Annotated in this window: 18 protein-coding genes and 1 pseudogene; 10 read left to right on the top strand and 9 right to left on the bottom strand. The window is 56.4% G+C overall.

Annotation, left to right across the window (positions count from 1 at the left end):
* Positions 1–52: 52 nt before the first annotated feature.
* From plsX to yceD, 3 genes are all read right to left on the bottom strand, one after another.
* A complete protein-coding gene (gene plsX, locus ACMYSN_RS05255; RefSeq protein WP_462497285.1) occupies positions 53–1,150 on the bottom strand; it encodes a phosphate acyltransferase in 1,098 nt (365 codons plus the stop codon).
* A 142-nt stretch (positions 1,151–1,292) separates the two neighbouring features.
* Positions 1,293–1,466: a 50S ribosomal protein L32 gene (rpmF, locus tag ACMYSN_RS05260; protein WP_000290724.1), complete on the bottom strand. Its 174-nt coding sequence runs from the start codon at positions 1,464–1,466 to the stop codon at positions 1,293–1,295.
* 16 nt (positions 1,467–1,482) lie between these two features.
* A complete protein-coding gene (gene yceD / locus ACMYSN_RS05265) occupies positions 1,483–2,004 on the bottom strand; it encodes a 23S rRNA accumulation protein YceD (RefSeq protein ID WP_123753816.1) in 522 nt (173 codons plus the stop codon).
* Positions 2,005–2,145: 141 nt separating this feature from the next.
* Here yceD and ACMYSN_RS05270 point away from each other — a divergent pair, with 141 nt between their 5' ends.
* A complete protein-coding gene (locus ACMYSN_RS05270; RefSeq protein ID WP_462497286.1) occupies positions 2,146–2,730 on the top strand; it encodes a Maf family protein in 585 nt (194 codons plus the stop codon).
* Between the two features lie 165 nt (positions 2,731–2,895).
* Complete coding sequence (locus tag ACMYSN_RS05275) at positions 2,896–4,098, top strand: MFS transporter (RefSeq protein WP_462497287.1); 1,203 nt, start codon at positions 2,896–2,898, stop codon at positions 4,096–4,098.
* 34 nt (positions 4,099–4,132) lie between these two features.
* On the opposite strand, the gene rluC is transcribed toward ACMYSN_RS05275, so the two are convergent.
* Positions 4,133–5,086: a 23S rRNA pseudouridine(955/2504/2580) synthase RluC gene (gene rluC / locus ACMYSN_RS05280; RefSeq protein ID WP_187042905.1), complete on the bottom strand. Its 954-nt coding sequence runs from the start codon at positions 5,084–5,086 to the stop codon at positions 4,133–4,135.
* A gap of 822 nt (positions 5,087–5,908) precedes the next feature.
* Between rluC and rne the strand changes: the two genes are divergently transcribed.
* Positions 5,909–9,124 carry a ribonuclease E/G gene (rne, locus tag ACMYSN_RS05285; protein ID WP_462497288.1) on the top strand — a complete coding sequence of 1,072 codons (3,216 nt, stop codon included), beginning with the start codon at positions 5,909–5,911 and terminating at the stop codon, positions 9,122–9,124.
* Positions 9,125–9,199: 75 nt separating this feature from the next.
* Here rne and ACMYSN_RS05290 read toward each other — a convergent pair.
* A pseudogene (locus tag ACMYSN_RS05290) lies at positions 9,200–10,224 on the bottom strand (LysR family transcriptional regulator).
* 16 nt (positions 10,225–10,240) lie between these two features.
* Here ACMYSN_RS05290 and ACMYSN_RS05295 point away from each other — a divergent pair.
* Positions 10,241–11,455 carry an MFS transporter gene (locus ACMYSN_RS05295; protein WP_174510075.1) on the top strand — a complete coding sequence of 405 codons (1,215 nt, stop codon included), beginning with the start codon at positions 10,241–10,243 and terminating at the stop codon, positions 11,453–11,455.
* Between the two features lie 52 nt (positions 11,456–11,507).
* Here ACMYSN_RS05295 and murJ read toward each other — a convergent pair whose 3' ends face one another.
* From murJ to rimJ, 4 genes are all read right to left on the bottom strand, one after another.
* Positions 11,508–13,043, bottom strand: a complete 1,536-nt coding sequence (murJ, locus tag ACMYSN_RS05300; RefSeq protein WP_462497289.1) for a murein biosynthesis integral membrane protein MurJ — start codon at positions 13,041–13,043, stop codon at positions 11,508–11,510.
* A 112-nt stretch (positions 13,044–13,155) separates the two neighbouring features.
* Positions 13,156–14,079, bottom strand: a complete 924-nt coding sequence (locus tag ACMYSN_RS05305; RefSeq protein WP_462498202.1) for a Gfo/Idh/MocA family protein — start codon at positions 14,077–14,079, stop codon at positions 13,156–13,158.
* The gene (locus tag ACMYSN_RS05310) at positions 14,079–14,726 is read right to left on the bottom strand and encodes a YceH family protein (RefSeq protein WP_174510076.1); all 648 of its coding nucleotides are present in this window, start codon (positions 14,724–14,726) and stop codon (positions 14,079–14,081) included. Before ACMYSN_RS05310 ends, ACMYSN_RS05305 begins: the two co-directional genes overlap by 1 nt.
* Before the next feature lie 9 nt (positions 14,727–14,735).
* Positions 14,736–15,320: a ribosomal protein S5-alanine N-acetyltransferase gene (gene rimJ, locus ACMYSN_RS05315; RefSeq protein ID WP_123753806.1), complete on the bottom strand. Its 585-nt coding sequence runs from the start codon at positions 15,318–15,320 to the stop codon at positions 14,736–14,738.
* 229 nt (positions 15,321–15,549) lie between these two features.
* Here rimJ and mdtH point away from each other — a divergent pair, with 229 nt between their 5' ends.
* The 6 genes from mdtH to solA all read left to right on the top strand — a co-directional run bounded on the left by mdtH (position 15,550) and on the right by solA (position 20,805).
* Complete coding sequence (mdtH, locus tag ACMYSN_RS05320; RefSeq protein ID WP_462497290.1) at positions 15,550–16,758, top strand: MFS transporter; 1,209 nt, start codon at positions 15,550–15,552, stop codon at positions 16,756–16,758.
* Positions 16,759–16,871: 113 nt separating this feature from the next.
* Positions 16,872–17,432 carry a lipoprotein gene (locus ACMYSN_RS05325; RefSeq protein WP_123753804.1) on the top strand — a complete coding sequence of 187 codons (561 nt, stop codon included), beginning with the start codon at positions 16,872–16,874 and terminating at the stop codon, positions 17,430–17,432.
* 122 nt (positions 17,433–17,554) lie between these two features.
* Positions 17,555–18,601, top strand: coding sequence for a dihydroorotase (pyrC, locus tag ACMYSN_RS05330; RefSeq protein ID WP_462497291.1), 1,047 nt, complete (start codon positions 17,555–17,557; stop codon positions 18,599–18,601).
* Between the two features lie 72 nt (positions 18,602–18,673).
* Positions 18,674–18,925: a DNA damage-inducible protein I gene (gene dinI / locus ACMYSN_RS05335; RefSeq protein WP_462497292.1), complete on the top strand. Its 252-nt coding sequence runs from the start codon at positions 18,674–18,676 to the stop codon at positions 18,923–18,925.
* Between the two features lie 386 nt (positions 18,926–19,311).
* On the top strand, positions 19,312–19,566 hold the full coding sequence (gene bssS / locus ACMYSN_RS05340) for a biofilm formation regulator BssS (RefSeq protein WP_123753801.1): 255 nt from the start codon (positions 19,312–19,314) through the stop codon (positions 19,564–19,566).
* Positions 19,567–19,692: 126 nt separating this feature from the next.
* Entirely contained in the window at positions 19,693–20,805 is a 1,113-nt protein-coding gene (solA, locus tag ACMYSN_RS05345; RefSeq protein WP_462497293.1) for an N-methyl-L-tryptophan oxidase, read from the top strand.
* Positions 20,806–20,880: the final 75 nt, after the last annotated feature.

Genomic DNA, 20,880 nt, shown 5'->3' on the forward strand with positions numbered 1-20,880 from the left:
ACGCTCAGTCACTCTAGGGTAATATACCCGCCTTGTCCGAACCGCTGGCGCGTCAGTCTCGCGGGTTCGTCCCGTTTTGCTGTCGGGAGTTGCCGTTGCTGTCGCCCGTAGGCAGTTCAAAACCAGCTGGGTATAAAGATTCCAGGCGAGCGGCAATCCGCTGAGGAATCTGCCGCTGCACCGCCTGCACTGCCTGCTCTATCGCCACGCTGAAGGCGCGCTGATTGGCAGCACCATGACTCTTAATCACGGAACCGCGCAATCCTAACAGACAGGCGCCATTATACTGGTCGGGGTTGAGGTGACTGAATCGCCTGGCCAGGCTCTTTTGTAACCAACGCTTCAATAACAGCAGCCACCACGACCGTTTTTTGCCCTCACCCTGCGATTTCAGCAGCGAAAGGAACATTCTGACAACACCTTCCATAGTTTTTAATGTGACGTTGCCCGTGAATCCATCACAAACCAGTACATCGGTTTTGCCCGTCAATAATTCGTTAGCTTCAAGATAGCCGATATAGTTAAGTGACGGCAGCGTTTTCAAAACTGCGGCAGCATCGCGGATGCTGCTGAGCCCTTTCATCTCTTCTTCGCCGATATTCAGCAGCGCGACGCGAGGATTCTCAATACCGACCACTTCTTCTGCCAGCACCGCCCCCATCACCGCAAACTGCACCAGCATCGTGCTATCACAATCGACGTTAGCGCCTAAATCAAGCACCACCGTCTTGCCCTTCTGCTGATGCGGCAGAACCGTTACCAGCGCCGGACGCTCAATCCCCTCAATGGGCTTGAGTAATAATTTTGCCAATCCCATCAGCGCACCGGTATTTCCCGCGCTGACACAGGCTTGCGCCCGGCCTTCTTTTACTAACTCCAGCGCCACGCGCATTGAGCTTCCGCGACTGCTGCGGATCGCTTGTGCGGGCCGCGCATCACTAGCAATAACTGACTGCGCAGGGATGACCTGCAGTCGCGAACGTTGTTCGAAATCAGCTTTGGCAAGTAATGGCGTGATGGTGTCGGGATCGCCGACTAAAAGAAGTGTGAGTTGCGAATTAGAGTTCAGTGCCTGCAGTGCTGCAGGCACTGTCACGGTGGGGCCAAAATCGCCCCCCATGACATCTAACGCCAGGGTTAGACGTGTCAAGGTATCGTCGCTGCCCGCTTCGGTTATTCCCCAGTTGCCTGGGGATATCCTCGCTAAGCTTCATCACGCTTTTACTCTTTGTCTTTTACACGACAAGTCGCTTGCGCTTTCTTGTCACGAAAATCCATGGAGTAGTGCGTGATTACTTAGCGATGACCTTGCGACCGCGGTAGAAACCGTCGGCAGTGATGTGGTGACGCAGGTGTTTCTCACCAGAAGTTTTGTCTACAGACAGGCTGGTGACTGCGGTCAGAGCGTCATGGGAACGACGCATGCCACGTTTGGAACGGGTTGGTTTATTCTGTTGTACGGCCATGGACCTTACTCCTCAATTACTTATGCTTTAAGCTGGCTAATACGGCAAATGGATTTGGTTTTTGTGCCTCTTCAGGCAGTTCACCAAACACCATGTCCGCGTCGGACACTTCACAGTGTTCAGAATCATGCACCGGAACTACAGGCAAGGAGAGAATGATTTCATCCTCGACCATCGCTTGCAGGTCGATTTCACCGAATTCGTTAACCTCAATCGGCTCATACGCTTCCGGGAGTGCCTCAGCCTGCTCATCATTTTTGATCGGGCTGAAACAATACGTTATGTGGACATGACGGGGGAACGGTTTCCCGCAACGCTGACATTCGAGGGTTACTGACACCTTTGCATCACCGGTAATAACGGCAAGGCGCTGATTATCAATAGCGAACGACATGCTGCATTCCACATCGCTGTCCACGCTGACTACAGAATCGGCTACACGTTCAACCTGATCACGGGCATAAATACCTTCGTAATCGAGGCGTTTTTGAGCCGTGCGGACCGGATCAAGAGTCAGGGGTAATTTTACCTTTTGCATAGGGCGCGCATATTAACTTTGTAATGTCATAGAGTCAAAGAAAAAGGCAGCCTCAGGTTGCCTTTCGCCATTTATTCGCACACATTGCGGCCCATAGTTTAAAATGATGCTCTTCGAAGCGCTATATGTGGATGAAAAAATATGTCTGAGATTATCCTGGCGTCGACATCGCCCTGGCGGCGCATGCTGATGGAAAAGCTGGCGATGCCGTTTGACTGCGCGGCGCCTGATGTCGATGAAACCCCACATCCCGGCGAACCTGCTCGCCAGTTGGTGGTTCGTCTGGCACAGGCGAAAGCCCAGGCTCTGGCCGCACGTTACACGAATCACTTAATTATAGGCTCTGACCAGGTCTGCGTTCTGGACGGTGAGATCGCCGGCAAACCCCACACCGAGGAGAATGCCAGACGCCAGCTGCGTGCCGCGAGCGGGACGATTGTTACCTTCTATACCGGGCTGGCACTCTATAATTCAGCGAACGGCCATTTACAGACCGAGTGCGAACCCTTTGATGTCCATTTTCGCCATTTAAGCGATCAGGAGATCGACCATTACGTCCGCAAAGAGAACCCCCTGCACTGTGCCGGAAGTTTTAAAAGTGAAGGACTCGGTATTACGCTGTTTGAACGCCTTGAGGGGCGCGATCCCAATACCCTCGTGGGTCTGCCGCTGATTGCGCTGTGCCAGATGCTGCGTCGGGAAGGCTGTAACCCGCTGTTAAGCTAGCGCCTTGCCTTTTATCGGGCCGGAGTCACCGCTCTGGCCCTGCTGCCGGTCATCACTTTTTCGTCATAGCTTTTTCAGCACGCTGCCAGTACTCTCCATTTATTCCCCCTTTGCCGACCAAAACTCATCGTGGACTCACTTTCAGCAAAACCTGCCGCCGCCAGGATGTGGCTACCTATTGCGCTCGCCAGCCTGATATTACTCATCACCATGGGCATTCGTCAGACCGTCGGCCTGTTCGTCCATCCGCTGATGGGCGAAACCACCATGAATATCGCCGAAATCAGTATGGCGCTGGCGATTGGTCAACTGATGTGGGGCGCATTCCAGCCACTGTTTGGCGCCTGGGCCGACAAACGCGGCGCGCTGGGCGTGTTGGTGATCGGCGCTCTGCTGATAGCCCTCGGGCAGGTGGCGACGCTGTGGGCGACCTCCTTCTCCTCGTTGACCCTGGCCCAGGGCCTGCTCAGCCCGGCGGGTGCGGCCGCAGGCAGCTTTTCCGTCCTGATCGGTATCGTCGCCGGGCGTTTGCCGACCGATAAAGGTTCGATGGCCAGCGGGCTGATTAACGCCGGCGGCTCAATGGGGCAATTTATTTTTGCGCCGCTGGTGCAGCTGATCGTCAGCCTGCGCGGCATGGCTTCCGGGCTGATCTTTCTGGCGATTGCCGCGCTGGCGACGCTGTTCCCCTCGTGGTTGCTTTGCCGGGATAGCGTGAAAAAGACCGATACTTCGCACGCCTGCGTACCTGAACAAGGGCTGAAGCAGCAGATCCATGCGGCGTTTCGCAATCGTAGCTACCTGCTGTTGCATACCGGATTTCTCACCTGCGGCTTCCATGTTGCCTTTTTGACCACCCATCTCCCAGGTGAAGTCACGCTGTGTGGACACGAAGCCTCGGTCTCGGCGGTCAGCCTGTCGCTGATTGGTCTATGTAATATTGCCGGCAGTATCTTCGCGGGCTATCTCGGCAAGCATTTTCCGATGAAATATATCCTCGCCGTGCTGTATGCCTCACGTGCGGTGCTGATTGGTCTGTTCCTGGTTTCCGACAAAAGCGTACTCGACTTTTATATTTTCGCCGCGGCGATCGGCTTTACCTGGCTTGCCACCGTCCCACCGACCGCCGGGATCATCGGGAAGCTGTTCGGCACTCGCTATCTGGCGACCCTGTTCGGCTTCACCCTGTTCAGCCATCAGATTGGCGCTTTTTTCGGTGCATGGCTTGGCGGACTGGCGATGGAGCACAACGGTAATCTGGATTGGGTGTGGTATGCGGATATCGCTCTGGCCCTGCTGGCGGCGCTGGTGAACTTACCGATTAAAGAGAAGAGCGTCGCCGTTAGTCTTAACGAAACGACGCCGTAGCCTGCAGCGGCGGACCGACGGCCCGCCGGGAGAATTACTTGGTTTTACGCAGCACCTGCAGACAGCGCTTCAGCTGGCCATCAAGCGGGGCCTCGACGCGCATTTCCTCACCCGTTCCCGGATGGGTAAACTTCAGCGCGGCGGCGTGCAGGAACAGACGGTTGAGGCCGGTACCCGCTAACTGCTTATCGAACTCACGGTCACCATAGCGATCGTCAAAGGCGATGGGGTGGCCCGCGTACTGCGTATGCACACGGATCTGGTGGGTACGCCCGGTCACCGGGCTACAACGTACCAGCGTCGCATGGGTATAGCGCTCTTCGATCTTAAAGCGGGTCTCTGACGGCTTACCTTCCTGGCTGACGCGGACAATACGTTCGCCGCTTTGCAGGATATTTTTCAGCAGCGGCGCCTGCACCACTTTGGTGTGGGACTGCCACTCCCCGCGCACCAGCGCCAGGTAATCTTTTTGCATGCCTTTTTCGCGCAGCTGTTCATGCAGCGAACGCAGTGCAGAACGTTTCTTCGCCACCAGCAGCACGCCGGAGGTATCGCGGTCAAGGCGATGCACCAGCTCAAGGAAGCGCGCTTCCGGACGCAGGGCTCGCAGGCCTTCAATCACGCCGAAGCTCAGACCGCTGCCGCCGTGTACCGCGGTTCCGGAGGGCTTATTGAGCACCAGAATATGGTCATCTTCATACAGAATCACGTCCGCCAGCGCGGCGACCTTCTGCAGATGCGGAGAGATCGCCTCGTCTTCACGCTCGGCGACCCGAACCGGTGGGACCCGAACCTCGTCGCCCGCTTCCAGTTTGTATTCCGGCTTAACGCGTTTTTTGTTCACCCGCACCTCGCCTTTACGCAAGATGCGATAAATCATGCTCTTCGGTACGCCCTTCAGCTGCGTACGCAAAAAGTTATCGATACGTTGCCCCGCTTCATCGGCGGTAATGGCAATCATTTTTACGCTTGGAGTCTCAGTTTTCATGGTGCGCGATTCTAAATAGCCCGACGCATTAGCGCCACTCATTTTTATATGCTTATATTTATCATTATCCGGTTTCGAGTGGATGCTTCATCGCCGTTTTGTTTGTTATTAGAACAATCTCAATGAGCTGGTGAAAAAACTGTGAGTAACCGGGTGATAAAAGGTAAAAGTCAACTTGCTATAACAAGCTTAGCAATGGAATAATGATGCTGTTTTCCGTGTTGAATCTTGTTAGAACAAGAAATTAGCGGAATGACCAATTTTGTCTGACCGATCATCCACGCAGCAATGGCGTAAGACGTATTGATCTTTCAGACAGTTAGCGGGCTGCGGGTTGCAGTCCTTACCGGTACAGGCCTCTATGGATTTCACGTCGCAGGAAGGCGTCGACTCCGGGTATTCCCGGGTGCTCTTCTCAGTCCACTGATTGAGATGAGCGGGTTAAGCCACTACCTCTGCAACGTGAAAGACGACGAGATATACGCAACGTGATTCAGGATGCGTCAAGGCGGCGAAAGAAGAGAAACCCCGATACTGACCTCGTCAGTGGCAGGGGTGAACGAGCATAGCCGACGCAGAAGCAACCTGAAAAGTGACGCGTATAAATGGAATCTTCTCTGGTGATACATCCCAGGCTGTTCCCCTGCTAATTGCGCTGTGTTTCCGTTTGAAATACAGGCGACCGACACTCTGCGCCTCTTAAGCGCGCGACAACCGTGAGGTTGGCGACGTGAAACAGACACGAGGCCATCGGTTTTCCCCGGCAAGGCAATACTCTGCCCGCAGCTTAGTCGTCAATGTAAGAATAATGAGTAAGTTACGATGAAAAGAATGTTAATCAACGCAACTCAGCAGGAAGAGTTGCGCGTCGCCCTTGTTGATGGGCAGCGCCTGTACGACCTGGATATCGAAAGCCCCGGGCACGAACAGAAAAAAGCGAACATCTACAAAGGCAAAATTACCCGTATTGAACCTAGCCTTGAAGCGGCATTTGTCGATTACGGTGCCGAGCGTCATGGTTTCCTCCCCCTCAAAGAAATCGCCCGCGAATACTTCCCTGCCAATTACAATTCTCATGGTCGTCCGAACATCAAGGATGTGCTGCGTGAAGGTCAGGAAGTTATTGTTCAGATAGATAAAGAAGAACGTGGCAACAAAGGTGCTGCGCTCACTACCTTTATCAGCCTGGCGGGAAGCTATCTGGTTCTGATGCCAAATAACCCACGCGCTGGCGGTATCTCACGCCGTATCGAGGGTGATGACCGTACTGAACTGAAAGAAGCGCTGGCCAGCCTTGAGCTGCCAGACGGGATGGGGCTTATCGTGCGTACCGCAGGCGTCGGCAAATCAGCCGAAGCCCTGCAGTGGGACCTGAGCTTCCGTCTGAAACACTGGGAAGCTATCCAGAAAGCCGCAGAAAGCCGCCCGGCGCCGTTCCTGATCCATCAGGAAAGCAACGTCATCGTGCGCGCATTCCGTGACTACCTGCGCCAGGATATCGGCGAAATCCTGATCGATAACCCGAAAGTGCTTGAGCTGGCTCGCCAGCACATTGCCGCGCTGGGTCGTCCGGATTTCAGCAGCAAAATTAAACTGTACACCGGTGAAATCCCGCTGTTCAGCCATTATCAGATCGAATCGCAGATCGAATCCGCTTTCCAGCGTGAAGTCCGTCTGCCTTCCGGCGGCTCTATCGTTATCGACAGCACCGAAGCATTGACCGCTATCGATATCAACTCCGCTCGCGCCACCCGCGGCGGCGACATCGAAGAGACGGCGTTTAACACCAACCTGGAAGCGGCCGATGAGATTGCCCGTCAGTTGCGTCTGCGTGACCTCGGCGGTCTGATCGTTATCGACTTTATCGACATGACCCCGGTTCGCCACCAGCGTGCGGTTGAAAACCGTTTGCGTGAAGCCGTCCGCCAGGACCGTGCGCGCATTCAGATCAGCCACATTTCACGCTTCGGTCTGCTGGAGATGTCGCGTCAGCGTCTGAGCCCGTCACTGGGTGAGTCCAGCCACCACGTCTGCCCGCGTTGTAGCGGTACCGGTACCGTGCGTGACAACGAATCGCTGTCGCTCTCTATCCTGCGTCTGATTGAAGAAGAAGCGCTGAAAGAGAATACCCAGGAAGTTCACGCTATCGTGCCGGTGCCGATTGCGTCCTACCTGCTGAACGAAAAGCGTGCCGCTGTGAGCGCCATCGAAACCCGTCAGGGCGACGTTCGCGTGATCATCGTGCCGAACGATCAGATGGAAACGCCGCACTACTCTGTTCTGCGCGTCCGTAAAGGCGAAGAGACCTCAACCCTGAGCTATCTGCTGCCGAAACTGCACGAAGAAGAGATGGCGTTGCCGGCCGATGAAGAACCGGCAGAGCGTAAACGTCCTGAGCAACCGGCCCTGGCTACCTTCGTGATGCCAGACGTCCCGCCAGCGCCAGAACCAGCAGCGCCTGTTGATGCTCCGGTTGCTGCAAAAGCTACCGTCGCGTCTGCTACCGTTGCCGCACCAGCTCAGCCTGGCCTGCTCTCGCGTTTCTTCGGCGCCCTGAAAAACATCTTCTCCGGCTCGGAAGAAGCCAAACCGGCTGAACCGCAGCAGGTTGAGAAGAAAGCCGAAGAGAAACCAGAACGTCAGCAGGAACGCCGTAAACCGCGTTCCAACAACCGCCGCGATCGCAACGATCGTCGTGATAACCGCGATAATCGTGATAATCGGGACAACCGTGATAACCGGGACAACCGCGCGGAAAATGGCGAAGGTCGTGAGCCGCGTGAATCCCGCGAGGAAAACCGCCGTAACCGTCGCGAGAAACCGCAGCAGAACGTCGAGCAGCGTGAATCTCGTGCAGCGACGACCGACGATGCTGATAAAGGCAAAACCCGCGATGAGCAGCAACCGCGTCGCGAGCGTAACCGTCGTCGTAACGACGATAAGCGTCAGGTATCCCAGGAAGCGAAAGCGCAAACCCGTGACGAGCCGGTTGTTCAGCCGGAAACCGAGCAGGAAGAGCGTGTTCAGACCCTGACACGTCGTAAACCGCGTCAGCTAGCCCAGAAGGTTCGCATTGAGTCTGCTGCGGCTGAAACGGTTGAACAAGTTGTTGAAATCGCTGCCGTTGCCCAACCGGAAGTCGCTGCTCCGCGCACCGCTCTGGCGAAAGTCGACCTGCCAGCCGTTGTCGAAAACCACGCAGAGCATGACGATAGCAACGAAGCACGTGAATCCAACGGGATGCCGCGTCGCTCACGTCGTTCGCCGCGCCATCTGCGCGTCAGCGGCCAGCGTCGTCGCCGTTACCGCGATGAGCGTTACCCGACCCAGTCAGCGATGCCGCTGACCGTTGCCTGCGCATCCCCGGAAATGGCTTCAGGTAAAGTGTGGATCCGTTACCCGGTGGTTCGCCCTCAGGATCAGCAGGAAGAGCAGCAGGTTGCTGAAGTCGTTGCACAGGCCATCGCCCCTGTCGCAGCCGCTGAGCCGGTCATCGCACAAGCGACGCCGGTTGTTGAAGCAGCTCCGATTGTTGAAGCAGCTCCGGTTGTTGAAGCAGCTCCGGTTGTTGAAGCAGCTCCGGTTGTTGAAGCAGCCCCGGTTGTCGAAGCAGCCCCGGTTGTCGAAGCAGCCCCGGTTGTCGAAGCAGCCCCGGTTGTCGAAGCAGCCCCGGTTGTCGAAGCAACTCCGGTTGTCGAAGCAGCTCCGGTTGTTGAAGCAGTTCCGGTTGTTGAAGCAGCTCCGGTTGTTGAAGCAGCTCCGGTTGTTGAAGCAACTCCGGTTGTCGAAGCAGCTCCGGTTGTTGAAGCAGCTCCGGTTGTTGAAGCAGCCCCGGTCGCCTCCGTGGCGAGCGTTGCCAACCACCATGCTACGGCACCGATGACCCGCGCACCGGCTCCGGCGTATGAGCCAGAAGCACCGCGTCACAGCGACTGGGTTCGCCCGTCCTTTGACTTCGGTGGCAAAGGTGCCGCAGGTGGTCACAGCGCGACCCATCAGGCAACGGCGGAACCAACCCGTCCACAGCCTGTCGAGTAAGCGCGACATCACCTGTAAAACCGGCCTTAGGGCCGGTTTTTTTTGAGCCTACCCTACAGGCTATTTTATTTGCCATTATTCTCCTTCTGGCCGTTTCATTCCGGCCACCTGCGGCATCACCTCCCGCATCAGATCGAGAAATTTCCGCAGGCGGGTTGGATAATAACGTGCCCACGGATAGACCAGATGTACCGGCAATGAAGCCGCCCGCCACGATGTAAACGGCTCAACCAGCCGCCCGGCGGCAATATCCTCGGCCACCGCCCAGCTCGATACGATTGCTACCCCCAACCCCGCCAGCGCGGTATTGCGCGCCACATAGACGCTATCGGTACTCAGACAGGGGACAATGCTAAACGTCAACTCCTGGCCATCCTCCTGCTGCAGCTTCACTTCATGCTGGTAGAACGTACTGATGGCAACCCACGGCAGTTGCGACAGATCCTCGGGCCGGGTTAATGCCGGATAACGCGCCAGCAGCGCGGGCGAAACCACCAGACTACGCGGGACTTCTGCTAACAACACCGACACCGTCGCCGGGTCAACTTCCGCACCCACGCGAATCGCGCAATCGATATTGTCACTGAGGAAGTCGACGGTTTTGTCGTTGAGCATCCACTCCACCGCCAGCTGCGGGTAGCGTTGCAAAAAGCTAACCAACGGATCTAATAGTTGCTGCTGGCCGAAGGCATGAGGCGCTCGCACCCGCAAGATGCCCACCGGCCGGTCGTCCGCAATACTCAAATCATCTTCCAGAGCCAGCCACGCATCCATCACCTGCCGCGCGTGCTGGTAGCAACGTTCACCATCTTCGGTCAGTTTCATCGCGTGGGTGGTGCGCAGGATCAGCTTGCTGCCGAGCATCCCTTCCAGCGACTGCAGGCGGCGGCTCACCGTCGCCTGAGTCGTCTCCAGCAGCAGCGCCGCTGCGGAAAGCGAACCGGCCTCAACAATGCGAATAAAGGTCCGCATCAGTTCAATCCGATCTATACGCTCAGGCTTTTTCATTGTCTTTTCTCTATACGTTCTACGTATAACCGTTTTACCACCACGCTATCTACCGCGCCAGCCGTATTCAGGGAACAATAGCGCCATCTCATCTACGAGGACTTCATCATGACTCCAACACCGTTATCCTCCCGCGAGGCAGGCTGGATTATTTTTATACTCGCCCTTGGCGCTGGCTTTAGCGTCGCTTCCATTTATTACGCTCAACCCCTGCTGCCCTTAATGGGAGCCAATCTGCATCTCAGCGTTGAAGGGATGGGGCTGGTCCCGACCCTGACTCAGGCTGGCTACGCGCTGGGCATTCTGTTCCTGCTGCCGCTCGGCGACCGTCACGATCGACGGACGCTGATCCTGATGAAAAGCGCGGCGCTGGCGGTATTGCTACTGCTGTGCAGCCTGACGGGCCAACTGACCTCACTGCTGGTGGTCAGCCTGCTGATCGGTATGGCCGCAACGATGGCGCAGGATATTGTCCCGGCCGCGGCGATTCTGGCGCCGGCGGGGAAACAGGGGAAAATGGTTGGCACGGTGATGACCGGCCTGCTGCTGGGGATTTTACTCTCAAGGACCGTCAGTGGACTCGTCGGCGCGCTGTTTGGCTGGCGCGTGATGTATCAGGCCGCAGCGGTAAGCATCGCGCTTATTGGGTTGCTGATGTGGCGCATTCTGCCCCGCTTTGCGATCCACTCTACCCTGAGCTATCCGCAACTGATGGCATCGATGGCACACCTCTGGCGACGCTATCCCGCCCTGCGTCGCGCCGCCATGGCGCAAGGCTTTTTATCTATCGCCTTTAGCGCCTTCTGGTCAACCCTGGCGGTGATGCTGCTCGAACATTATCAGATGGGCAGCGCCGTCGCCGGAGGATTCGGTATCGCCGGAGCCGCCGGGGCGTTAGCCGCACCGCTGGCGGGCGGGCTGGCCGATAAATATGGCGCCGGCAGAGTGACTCAGCTGGGTGCCGGGCTGGTGACCGTCTCGTTTGCCCTGATGCTCCTGATGCCGGCATTGCCGCCGCATGGCCAGCTGATATTGATCGGGCTTTCGGCTATCGGTTTTGACCTTGGACTGCAGTCCAGCCTGGTGGCGCACCAGAACCTGGTGTACAGCCTGGAACCACAGGCTCGCGGCCGACTGAACGCCCTGCTGTTCACCGGCGTATTTATCGGCATGTCGCTCGGTTCAGTCCTTGGCAGTAAGCTGTATGTGGTGGCTGGCTGGAACGGCGTGGTGATTCTGGCCGTGGTAACCGGCGCCATCGCCCTCGCCATCCGTCTGCGTGAAAGCGCCAGCCTGGCTGCCGCTCAGCGGGTAAACCCATAAAAAAACCCGCTCCGCAAAGCGGAACGGGTCTCTTTCAGTCTGACGCATCGTTTCAGGCGGTGCGTCGGGCAAACTCTTTGATTCTGAAGCCCAGCAGCAGCAAGGTGGCGAAATAGGCCACCACGCCCACCACCACCACTGCCATCAGACGCAGCAGGCGGTACGGCATTGACCCTAGCGACCATTCAGGCATCAGATACATCATGCCGAGCAGCGCCGCGGACATCACCAGCACCGCCACCACCAGACGCAGCAGGAACGAGAACCAGCCCGGCTGCGGGGTGAAAATCTTTTGCTTACGCAGTTGCCAGTAAAGCAAACCAGCGTTAAGACAGGCCGCCAGGCCGATAGACAGCGACAGACCCGCATGCTTTAACGGCCCGATAAAGATCAGGTTCATCACCTGGGTCATTATCAGCGTTACGATGGCGATCTTCACCGGGGTTTTGATGTCCTGACGCGAGTAGAACCCCGGCGCCAGAACCTTAACAACGATCAATCCCATCAGCCCGACGGAGTAAGCCACCAGCGCGCGCTGGGTCATCGCGGCATCAAAGGCGCTGAATTTCCCGTACTGGAACAGCGCCACGGTCAACGGCTTGGCGAGGATCCCCAGCGCCACCGCGCTCGGCAAAGCCAGCAGGAAACACAGGCGCAGGCCCCAGTCCATCAGGCGGCAATATTCATCATGGTTACCGCTGGCGAAGCTTTTTGACAGCGACGGCAGCAGGATCGTCCCCAGTGCCACGCCCAGCACTCCGGACGGGAACTCCATCAGACGGTCGGCGTAATACATCCACGAGACGGAGCCCGACACCAGGAATGAAGCAAAAATGGTGTTAATAATTAAAGAAATCTGGCTGACAGAGACGCCGAGGATCGCCGGCCCCATCTGTTTTACCACTCGTATTGCCCCCGCATCTTTTAGGCTAATACGCGGCAGGACCAGCATGCCGATTTTTTTCAGGTGCGGCAGCTGATAAGCCAGCTGCAGCACACCGCCTACCGTCACCGCCCAGGCCATCGCCAGCATTGGTGGATGGAAATACGGGGCGGCGAACAGCGCAAAGCCAATCATGCTGACGTTGAGGAACGTCGGGGCAAACGCCGGAACGGAAAAACGGTTCCAGGTATTGAGGATCGCCCCAGCCAACGAGGCCAGTGAAATCAGCAGAATATACGGGAACGTGATCCGCAGTAGTTGGGTGGTCAATGCAAATTTATCAGGACTGTCGGCAAAGCCCGGCGCGGTCACGGTGATGACCCAGGGCGCAGCCAACATACCCAGCACGGTCACTACCGCCAGCACTAGCGTCAGCAGGCCAGAAACATAGGCCACAAACACCCGGGTCGCATCCTCGCCCTGCTTGCTCTTATACTCCGCCAGAATCGGGACAAATGCCTGAGAGAACGCCCCTTCTGCAAAAATACGCCGCAGTAAATTGGGTAATTTGAACGCCACGAAAAAGGCATCCGTCGCCATCCCGGCGCCAAAAATTCGGGCGACGATCGCATCACGCGCAAACCCGAGAACGCGCGAGAACATCGTCATCGAACTGACTGCCGCCAGTGATTTTAATAGGTTCATTAACGTGTTATTCCACAACCCTGAAGTAAAACGCCCGCAATGGCGGGCGCTGGAAAGTGGCGATAGTCTACCGGGTTCGTGGTGAATTACTACTCCCAGTTGTTACAACCAATTATTCACTCATCGCCTCGCGCCAGAGTTTTTCAACGATGCGCTGGGCCAGCAAAGCCTGTTCACCCGAGGTTTCGGGAACCGTCTGATTTTGCACGCATTCGATAAAATGCCGGGCGCAGCCGACAAAACCGCGTTGCTCCAGCGTGGTCTGCCAGCCCGGCACCGGGCGCTGCACCACACCCTGTCCGCGCTCTTCCTGCCATTCACGCATATCGCGGACTTCATACAACCCGCCATCGGTAACGGCCTGCACCCACTCCCGCTGGCTACCGGCACGCCGGTGCATGCTGGTAGTCACTTCGAGCTGTCCGGCGCTGAAATGGTGCTCGGCATAGAGCATCTCACCCTGGGCCGTCGTCTGCAGTGTACCGCCGCTCAGGCGCGCGTTGCCGCCCGCCAGCCACAGCGCGGTATCCACCACATGCAGATAATCATCCAGCAGTGTGAAACGCAGATCGTGGCCCACGCTGTCGGCGCGATGTTTATCCATCCGCAGCGATGCGCCGTTGCCCAGCTGCGCTTTCAGTTCGCGATAGAGTGGTGCGAAACGGCGGTTAAAACCCACCATCAGCGTCAGCTTACGACGCGCGGCAAGCTCAACTAACGACTCGGCCTCGTTCAGTTTATCGGCCAGCGGTTTATCGACACAGACATGCACTCCGGCGTTCAGCAGACGACTGACCACCTCAAAATGTGAGGCTGTCGAAGTGTGGACAAAGACCGCATCACACTGCGCCGCCAGTTGATCCAGCGATTGCGCATAAGGGATCCGCCAGGTGTCGCAGACACGCAGCGCCTTTTCTTTGCCTGGCGACCAGGCGGCCTGCAGCGTCCAGCCATCCGCGGCGCCGAGCACTGGTAGCCAGGCCTTCTGCGCAATGCCTCCCAGCCCCACCACGCCAACACGTAATGTCGTCACGATTAATCTCCCAGGTGTGCCAGCAATGAGTCCAGCCGGGCTTTGAGTTCAGCCACTTCATCTTCCAGTGCCGCCACTCTGCTGACCAGATCGTCCGCCGGTGGCGAGACGGCCTCCACGGCAGTAATCAGCGAGTCCATGTCGTCACAGAACAGGTGCATATAGCGGGATTCACGCTTCCCTGGCTCACGGGGCAGGCGCGCCACGAAAGGGCCGTCGTCGCGGTTAGCCAGCGTCTCAAGCACCCCTTCAACTTCAGCCATATCGCTAAAGTCGTGCATCCGCTGGGCGCGGCTGCGCAGCTCGCCCGGCGTTTGTGCACCGCGCAGCAGCAACGTTGTGACCACCGCCACTTCCGCCGACGTCAGCTTCAGATCGCCAAATTCAGAATTGCAGAAGCGCTGTTCATATTTAGTGACCCGATTGCCAAATCCGCTGACCGTGCGCAGATAGTGGCGTTTCACTAAGGTATCCAGCAGATCCTGAATTTCACTTTCACTGAGCGACATCACCGGTTCACGGTTGGTTTTCTGATTACAGGCGGTCACCACCGCGTTTACTGACAGCGGGTACTGCTCTGGCGTGGTCACCTGCTTTTCCAGCAAACACCCAATCACGCGCGCTTCATGTGCGGTTAACTGATATTTCATGCTTTCTCCTTAGCGACCCGGAGTCCAGTCCGGTGTCGTTAACGCCGTCAGTACATGGTCACGCCACTGCCCATCAATGAGCAGGTAATTTTTGGCATAACCCTCTTTTTCAAAACCGAGACGCGCCAGTAAACCGCCGCTGCGCTGATTATGCGGCATGTAGTTGGCCATAATGCGATGGATATGCTGCGTGCGTTGCATATAACGAATCGCCGAGGTCAATGCTTCAAACATCAGCCCCTGCCCCTGCCATTTCTCGCCAATCGAGTAGCCGAGGTAGCAGGCATGAAACGACCCGCGAACCACATTGGAAAAATTCGCTACGCCGATAATCTCTTTTTCTTCCGGATCGAGCAGCGCAAAATAGAAGGCTGTCCCCTGCTTGTGAAACTCAGAGATCATCGACAAGCGCGCCTGCCAGCCAGAGGGGTAGCAGTGGCTGTCATCGCGCACTGGCTCCCAGGGTTTTAAGAACCCTTTATTCTCCGCGTAATAATCGGCCAGACGCCAGGCGTCACGATCGTATACCAGCCGCACTACCAGCCTGTCCGTCGTCAAACGCACCTTTGGCACGTTACTGCGATAGCCAAACATTCCCTTCTCCTGTTCCCCTGACTGATTACCCTGCTCCCTTCACTATACCTGTCCTGAACGATTGTGTGAAAACAGCAACATACCATTTTCTGCACCATCTCCACTTTTCGATTAATAGACTCTATCGATCTTGCATTTTGATAAAAAAATATTGTCACAAGGAAGCTGGGAAAGTCTGCCGCTTCCCCGCACACTATCCGGGCAACTCTTTATTTTCCCAGGAGGGGAAATGTCCCGCGTATCGCAGGCAAGGAACCTGGGTAAATATTTCCTGTTAGTCGACAATATGCTGGTGGTGCTTGGCTTTTTTGTCGTCTTTCCACTCATTTCCATTCGCTTTGTCGATCAGATGGGCTGGGCCGCGTTGATGGTCGGCATTGCCCTCGGTTTGCGCCAGCTAGTCCAACAGGGACTGGGCATTTTTGGTGGGGCGGTCGCCGATCGCTTTGGTGCCAAACCGATGATCGTCACCGGCATGCTGATGCGCGCGGCCGGCTTCGCAGCGATGGCCGTAGCCCATGAACCGTGGGTGCTGTGGCTCTCCTGTATTCTCTCCGGCCTGGGCGGCACCCTGTTCGATCCGCCGCGTGCGGCGCTGGTGGTCAAGCTGGTACGACCGCATCAGCGCGGGCGGTTCTTCTCCATCCTGATGATGCAGGACAGCGCCGGGGCGGTGATCGGTGCCCTGCTCGGCAGCTGGCTGTTGCAATACGACTTCCGCCTGGTGTGTAGCGTGGGAGCGGCAATGTTTATTGCCTGCGCCGCCTTCAACGCCTGGTATCTCCCGGCGTGGAAACTGTCGACGGTGAAAACGCCGGTACGCGAAGGGCTCGGCCGGGTGCTGCGCGATAAACGCTTTGTGACCTACGTGCTGACGCTCACCGGGTACTACATGCTGGCCGTCCAGGTAATGCTGATGCTGCCGATTATGGTCAATGATATCGCCGGCTCGCCTACCGCGGTGAAATGGATGTATGCCATTGAAGCGGCGATATCGCTGACTCTGCTCTACCCCATCGCCCGCTGGAGCGAACAGCGTTTTCGCCTGGAGCACCGGCTGATGGCCGGATTGCTGGTGATGACCGCCGCCATGCTGCCGATTGGCCTGACCAACAATTTACAACAGCTGTTTACCCTGATTTGCCTGTTCTATATTGGCTCGATCATCGCAGAGCCGGCTCGTGAGACCCTCGGGGCATCGCTGGCTGACGCCCGAGCGCGCGGCAGCTATATGGGGTTTAGCCGGCTGGGGCTGGCCTTCGGCGGCGCCTTTGGTTACGCCGGCGGCGGCTGGCTGTTCGATTCCGGCAAAGCGCTGAATCAACCGGAACTGCCATGGTTGATGCTGGGGATTATCGGCTTTATTACCTTCATTGCCTTGTGGTGGCAGTTCAGCCAGAAACGCTCCACATCCGGTATGCTGGAGCCCCGGACCTGACCGGCATACAGGCTGAAGCGCATTTTCAGCCTGTTCTGCTGTTCCTTTCGGCACTGGCAGGCCATGCTGCTTTATGTCAGGATAAGTGCATGGCACGACCGTTAAGGAACCCAATGAAAAAGATGTTTATCGTGGCCGCGCTCATGGTTAGCGGCCTTCTGAGCGGCTGTAATCAGCTCACGCAGTACTCGGTGAGCGAGCAGGAAATTAACCAGGCGCTGCAGAAACGTAACCACTTCGCCAAGGATATCGGCCTGCCCGGCGTGGCGGATGCACACATTGAACTACACAATCTGACCAGCGCCATCGGCCGTGAAGAACCCAATAAGATCACCCTGAGCGGTATCGCCAATCTGGATCTGAACTCATTGTTTGGCAACCAGAAGGCCACCATCGACCTGAAACTGAAAGCGCTGCCGGTCTTTAATAAAGAGAAAGGGGCTATCTTCCTGCAGGAGATGGAAGTGGTTGATGCCAAAGTATCGCCCGACAAGCTGCAGTCCGTGGTGCAGACGCTGATCCCCTATCTGAATCAATCTCTGCGCAGCTACTTTAACCAGCAACCAGCCTACGTCCTGCGCGAAGATGCCAGCACCGGCGAGGCGCTGGCGAAAAAATACGCCAAAGGCATAGAAGTGAAGCCAGGGGAAATTATCATCCCGTTCACCAATTAACACTCCGGGCGCATTGGCGCCCGTTTTTTTACAGAAATTGATGCAAAGGGAAACGTTTACGCTTATCCTTAGTGCCCGGCAAAAACAGCCCTGATGACTGACCCTATTAGCCGGAGCTCTCCATGACAGCACAACCCCAGGTATTGAAAATCCGCCGCCCTGACGACTGGCATATTCATCTGCGCGATGACGATATGCTGAAGACCGTCGTGCCTTACACCAGTGAGTTTTATGGCCGGGCGATCGTGATGCCGAATCTGGTGCCGCCTGTCACCACCGTCGAGGCCGCCATCAGCTATCGCCAGCGCATCCTTGATGCGGTACCGGCCGGGCACGATTTCACGCCGCTGATGACCTGCTACCTCACCGATACGCTCGACCCGGCAGAGCTGGAGCGCGGCTTCCACGCAGGCGTGTTCACCGCAGCCAAGCTTTACCCGGCCAATGCCACCACCAACTCCAGCCACGGCGTCACCAGCATCGATGCGATTATGCCGGTGCTTGAGCGCATGGAAAAACTGGGCATGCCGCTGCTGGTTCACGGTGAAGTGACCCACGCGGAGATCGATATTTTCGATCGCGAAGCGCGCTTTATCGAAACGGTGATGGAACCTCTGCGCCAGCGCTTACCGGGCCTTAAAGTGGTGTTTGAACACATCACCACTAAGGATGCCGCCGAGTACGTTCGGGATGGCAATGACCTGCTGGCCGCCACCATTACCCCGCAGCACCTGATGTTCAACCGTAACCACATGCTGGTTGGCGGCGTGCGTCCGCATCTTTACTGCCTGCCCATTCTGAAACGTAATATTCACCAGCAGGCGCTGCGTGAGCTGGTCGCCAGCGGCTTTACCCGCGCATTCCTCGGCACGGATTCGGCGCCACACGCCCGTCATCGTAAAGAAGCCAGCTGCGGCTGTGCCGGTTGCTTCAATGCCCCGACGGCTCTGGGCAGCTACGCTACGGTATTTGAAGAGATGAATGCCCTGCAGCACTTTGAGGCATTCTGTTCGCTGAATGGCCCGCGCTTCTACGGCCTGCCGGTCAATGAGACCTTCGTTGAACTGGAGCGCGAAGAGAGCACCGTCGTCGAGAGCATCGCGCTTGCGGACGATACGCTGGTGCCGTTCCTTGCCGGTGAAACCGTGCGCTGGACAATGAAAAAATAAAAACGGTACCCCCTGTTGTAAACGCCAAATACATACTGTATAAATAAACAGTATATTACACAGGGGGCAATCATGCGCATTGAAGTGTCTATCGCCAAAACTACAGCCTTACCCAACGGCGCCTTAGAAGCGCTAAACAATGAACTCTCCCGACGCATTGAACAACAATTCCCGACTAACCCAAGCCAGGTTACCGTGCGCTTTGCCACCAGCAACAGTCTGTCTGTGATTGGTGGCCTCAAAGAAGATAAAGACCGGATAAGCGAAATCCTGCAAGAGACCTGGGAAAGCGCCGATGACTGGTTTATCCATGACGTATCCTGACGCCCTTTCGGCTACCCGAAGCCGCATACGCGTTTCACGCGCGTGCTCAGCGTGAGTTAATCTCGTGCTCGTACCAGGGTTGCCTGAAGTGTGACAGGTACAGCAAATAACATTTGCTCCCTCATTGTGCTTTTTTTGCCGGGTCGCCCCGGCTTTTTTATCCCGGTAAAATTCAGACTTTTCATTCCTCTCATGATTATTTCCTGTAAAAATAACCCTTCACGACACTATATTTGTGCAAAAAAGCGGCAAACAGAGGAGTGTTCGCTCTGTTTACGTTAATTTCTCGAGTTTATTCTTAACTCCTGATATAATTAACTTGCTTCAAAAAACATGCATTAAACCTCGAGAATTGTTGTCTTTTAACATGTGAATAAGGGGTTATGATGGAAAAGAATAATGAAGTCATCCAGACCCATCCCCTCGTCGGATGGGACATCAGCACCGTTGATAGCTACGATGCCATGATGTTGCGCCTGCACTACCAAAACCCCACTCAAGAAAGCAGTCACGAAGCTGAAATTGGCCAGACGCTATGGCTCACCACGGAAGTCGCACGTCAATTTATCTCTATTCTGGAAGCAGGTATTGCCAAGATTGAATCAGGTGAATACCAGGCAAACGAGTACCGCAGGCATTAAAGATTATGCCGCACGCAATATACACTCACTAAACAGGCACCCGTCGGGTGCCTGATTTATTTTCGCGCTTGTATAAGTGCAAACGGTTAATTACCCTGCTTATTAAAACAAAAAACGGAACATATCATGCAATACGACCTCATCATTATCGGCAGCGGCTCAACAGGTGCTGCCGCTGGCTATTATGCCCGCCAGGCGGGACTTAACGTGCTGATGACCGACGCGCACCAGCCGCCGCACCAGGAAGGCAGCCACCATGGTAATACGCGCCTTATCCGTCACGCCTATGGCGAAGGTGAAAGATATGTCCCGTTGGTCCTGCGCGCCCAGACATTGTGGGATGAGTTCGCCGCCAGCAGCGGCGAAGCGGTGTTCGAACGCACCGGGGTCATTAACCTGGGCCCGGCAGACTCGACGTTCCTCGCTAACGCCGCCCACAGCGCCCGTACCTTTCAGTTGGAGACCGAAGAACTCGATGCCCAGGCGATCATGGCCCGCTGGCCTGAAATTCGCGTACCGCAAGATTACCGCGGCATCTTCGAACCCGCCTCCGGTGTGTTACGTAGCGAGCTGGCGATCAAAACCTGGATCCGCCTGGCGCGTGAAGCCGGCTGCGCACAGCTGTTCAACTGCCCGGTAACCGCCATCCATCACCATGCAGATGGCGTCTCTATCGAGACCGCTGACGGCACCTACCACGGTAAGAAGCTGCTGGTTAGCGCCGGGACCTGGGTAACTCGTCTGCTACCAAACCTGCCGATCCAGCCGGTGCGTAAAATCTTTGCCTGGTTCCAGGCTGACGGGCGCTACAGCAGCAAAAACAACTTCCCGGCCTTTACCGGCGAGCTGCCAAACGGCGATCAGTTCTATGGTTTCCCGGCGGAAGATAATGAACTGAAGATTGGCAAGCACAACGGCGGCCAACCGATCGCTGCGCCAGAAGAGCGTACACCGTTTGGCGCCGTGGCCACCGATGGCTCTGAATCGTTTAATTTCCTGCGAAATGTCCTGCCCGGCATTGGCGGCTGCCTGCACGGCGCCTCCTGCACGTACGACAATACAGTAGATGAAGATTTTATTATTGATACCCTGCCCGGCCACCCGGATACCCTGCTGATTAGCGGGCTAAGCGGCCACGGTTTCAAATTTGCGCCGGTGTTGGGTGAGATTGCCACCCAGTTTGCCCGTGGAGAGACGCCGGCCTTTGATCTGGCGCCCTTCTCATTGTCACGCTTTTAGTCATACTGCAGGCTTTTCAGGCCGCCTAAACGCGGCCTGGACATCACAGATAAAAAAACGGCCTCAACAGAGGCC

The sequence above is a fragment of the Klebsiella sp. R445 genome, assembly GCF_051131755.1.
In the GTDB taxonomy this organism is placed as follows: Bacteria; Pseudomonadota; Gammaproteobacteria; order Enterobacterales; family Enterobacteriaceae; genus Klebsiella; species Klebsiella lignicola.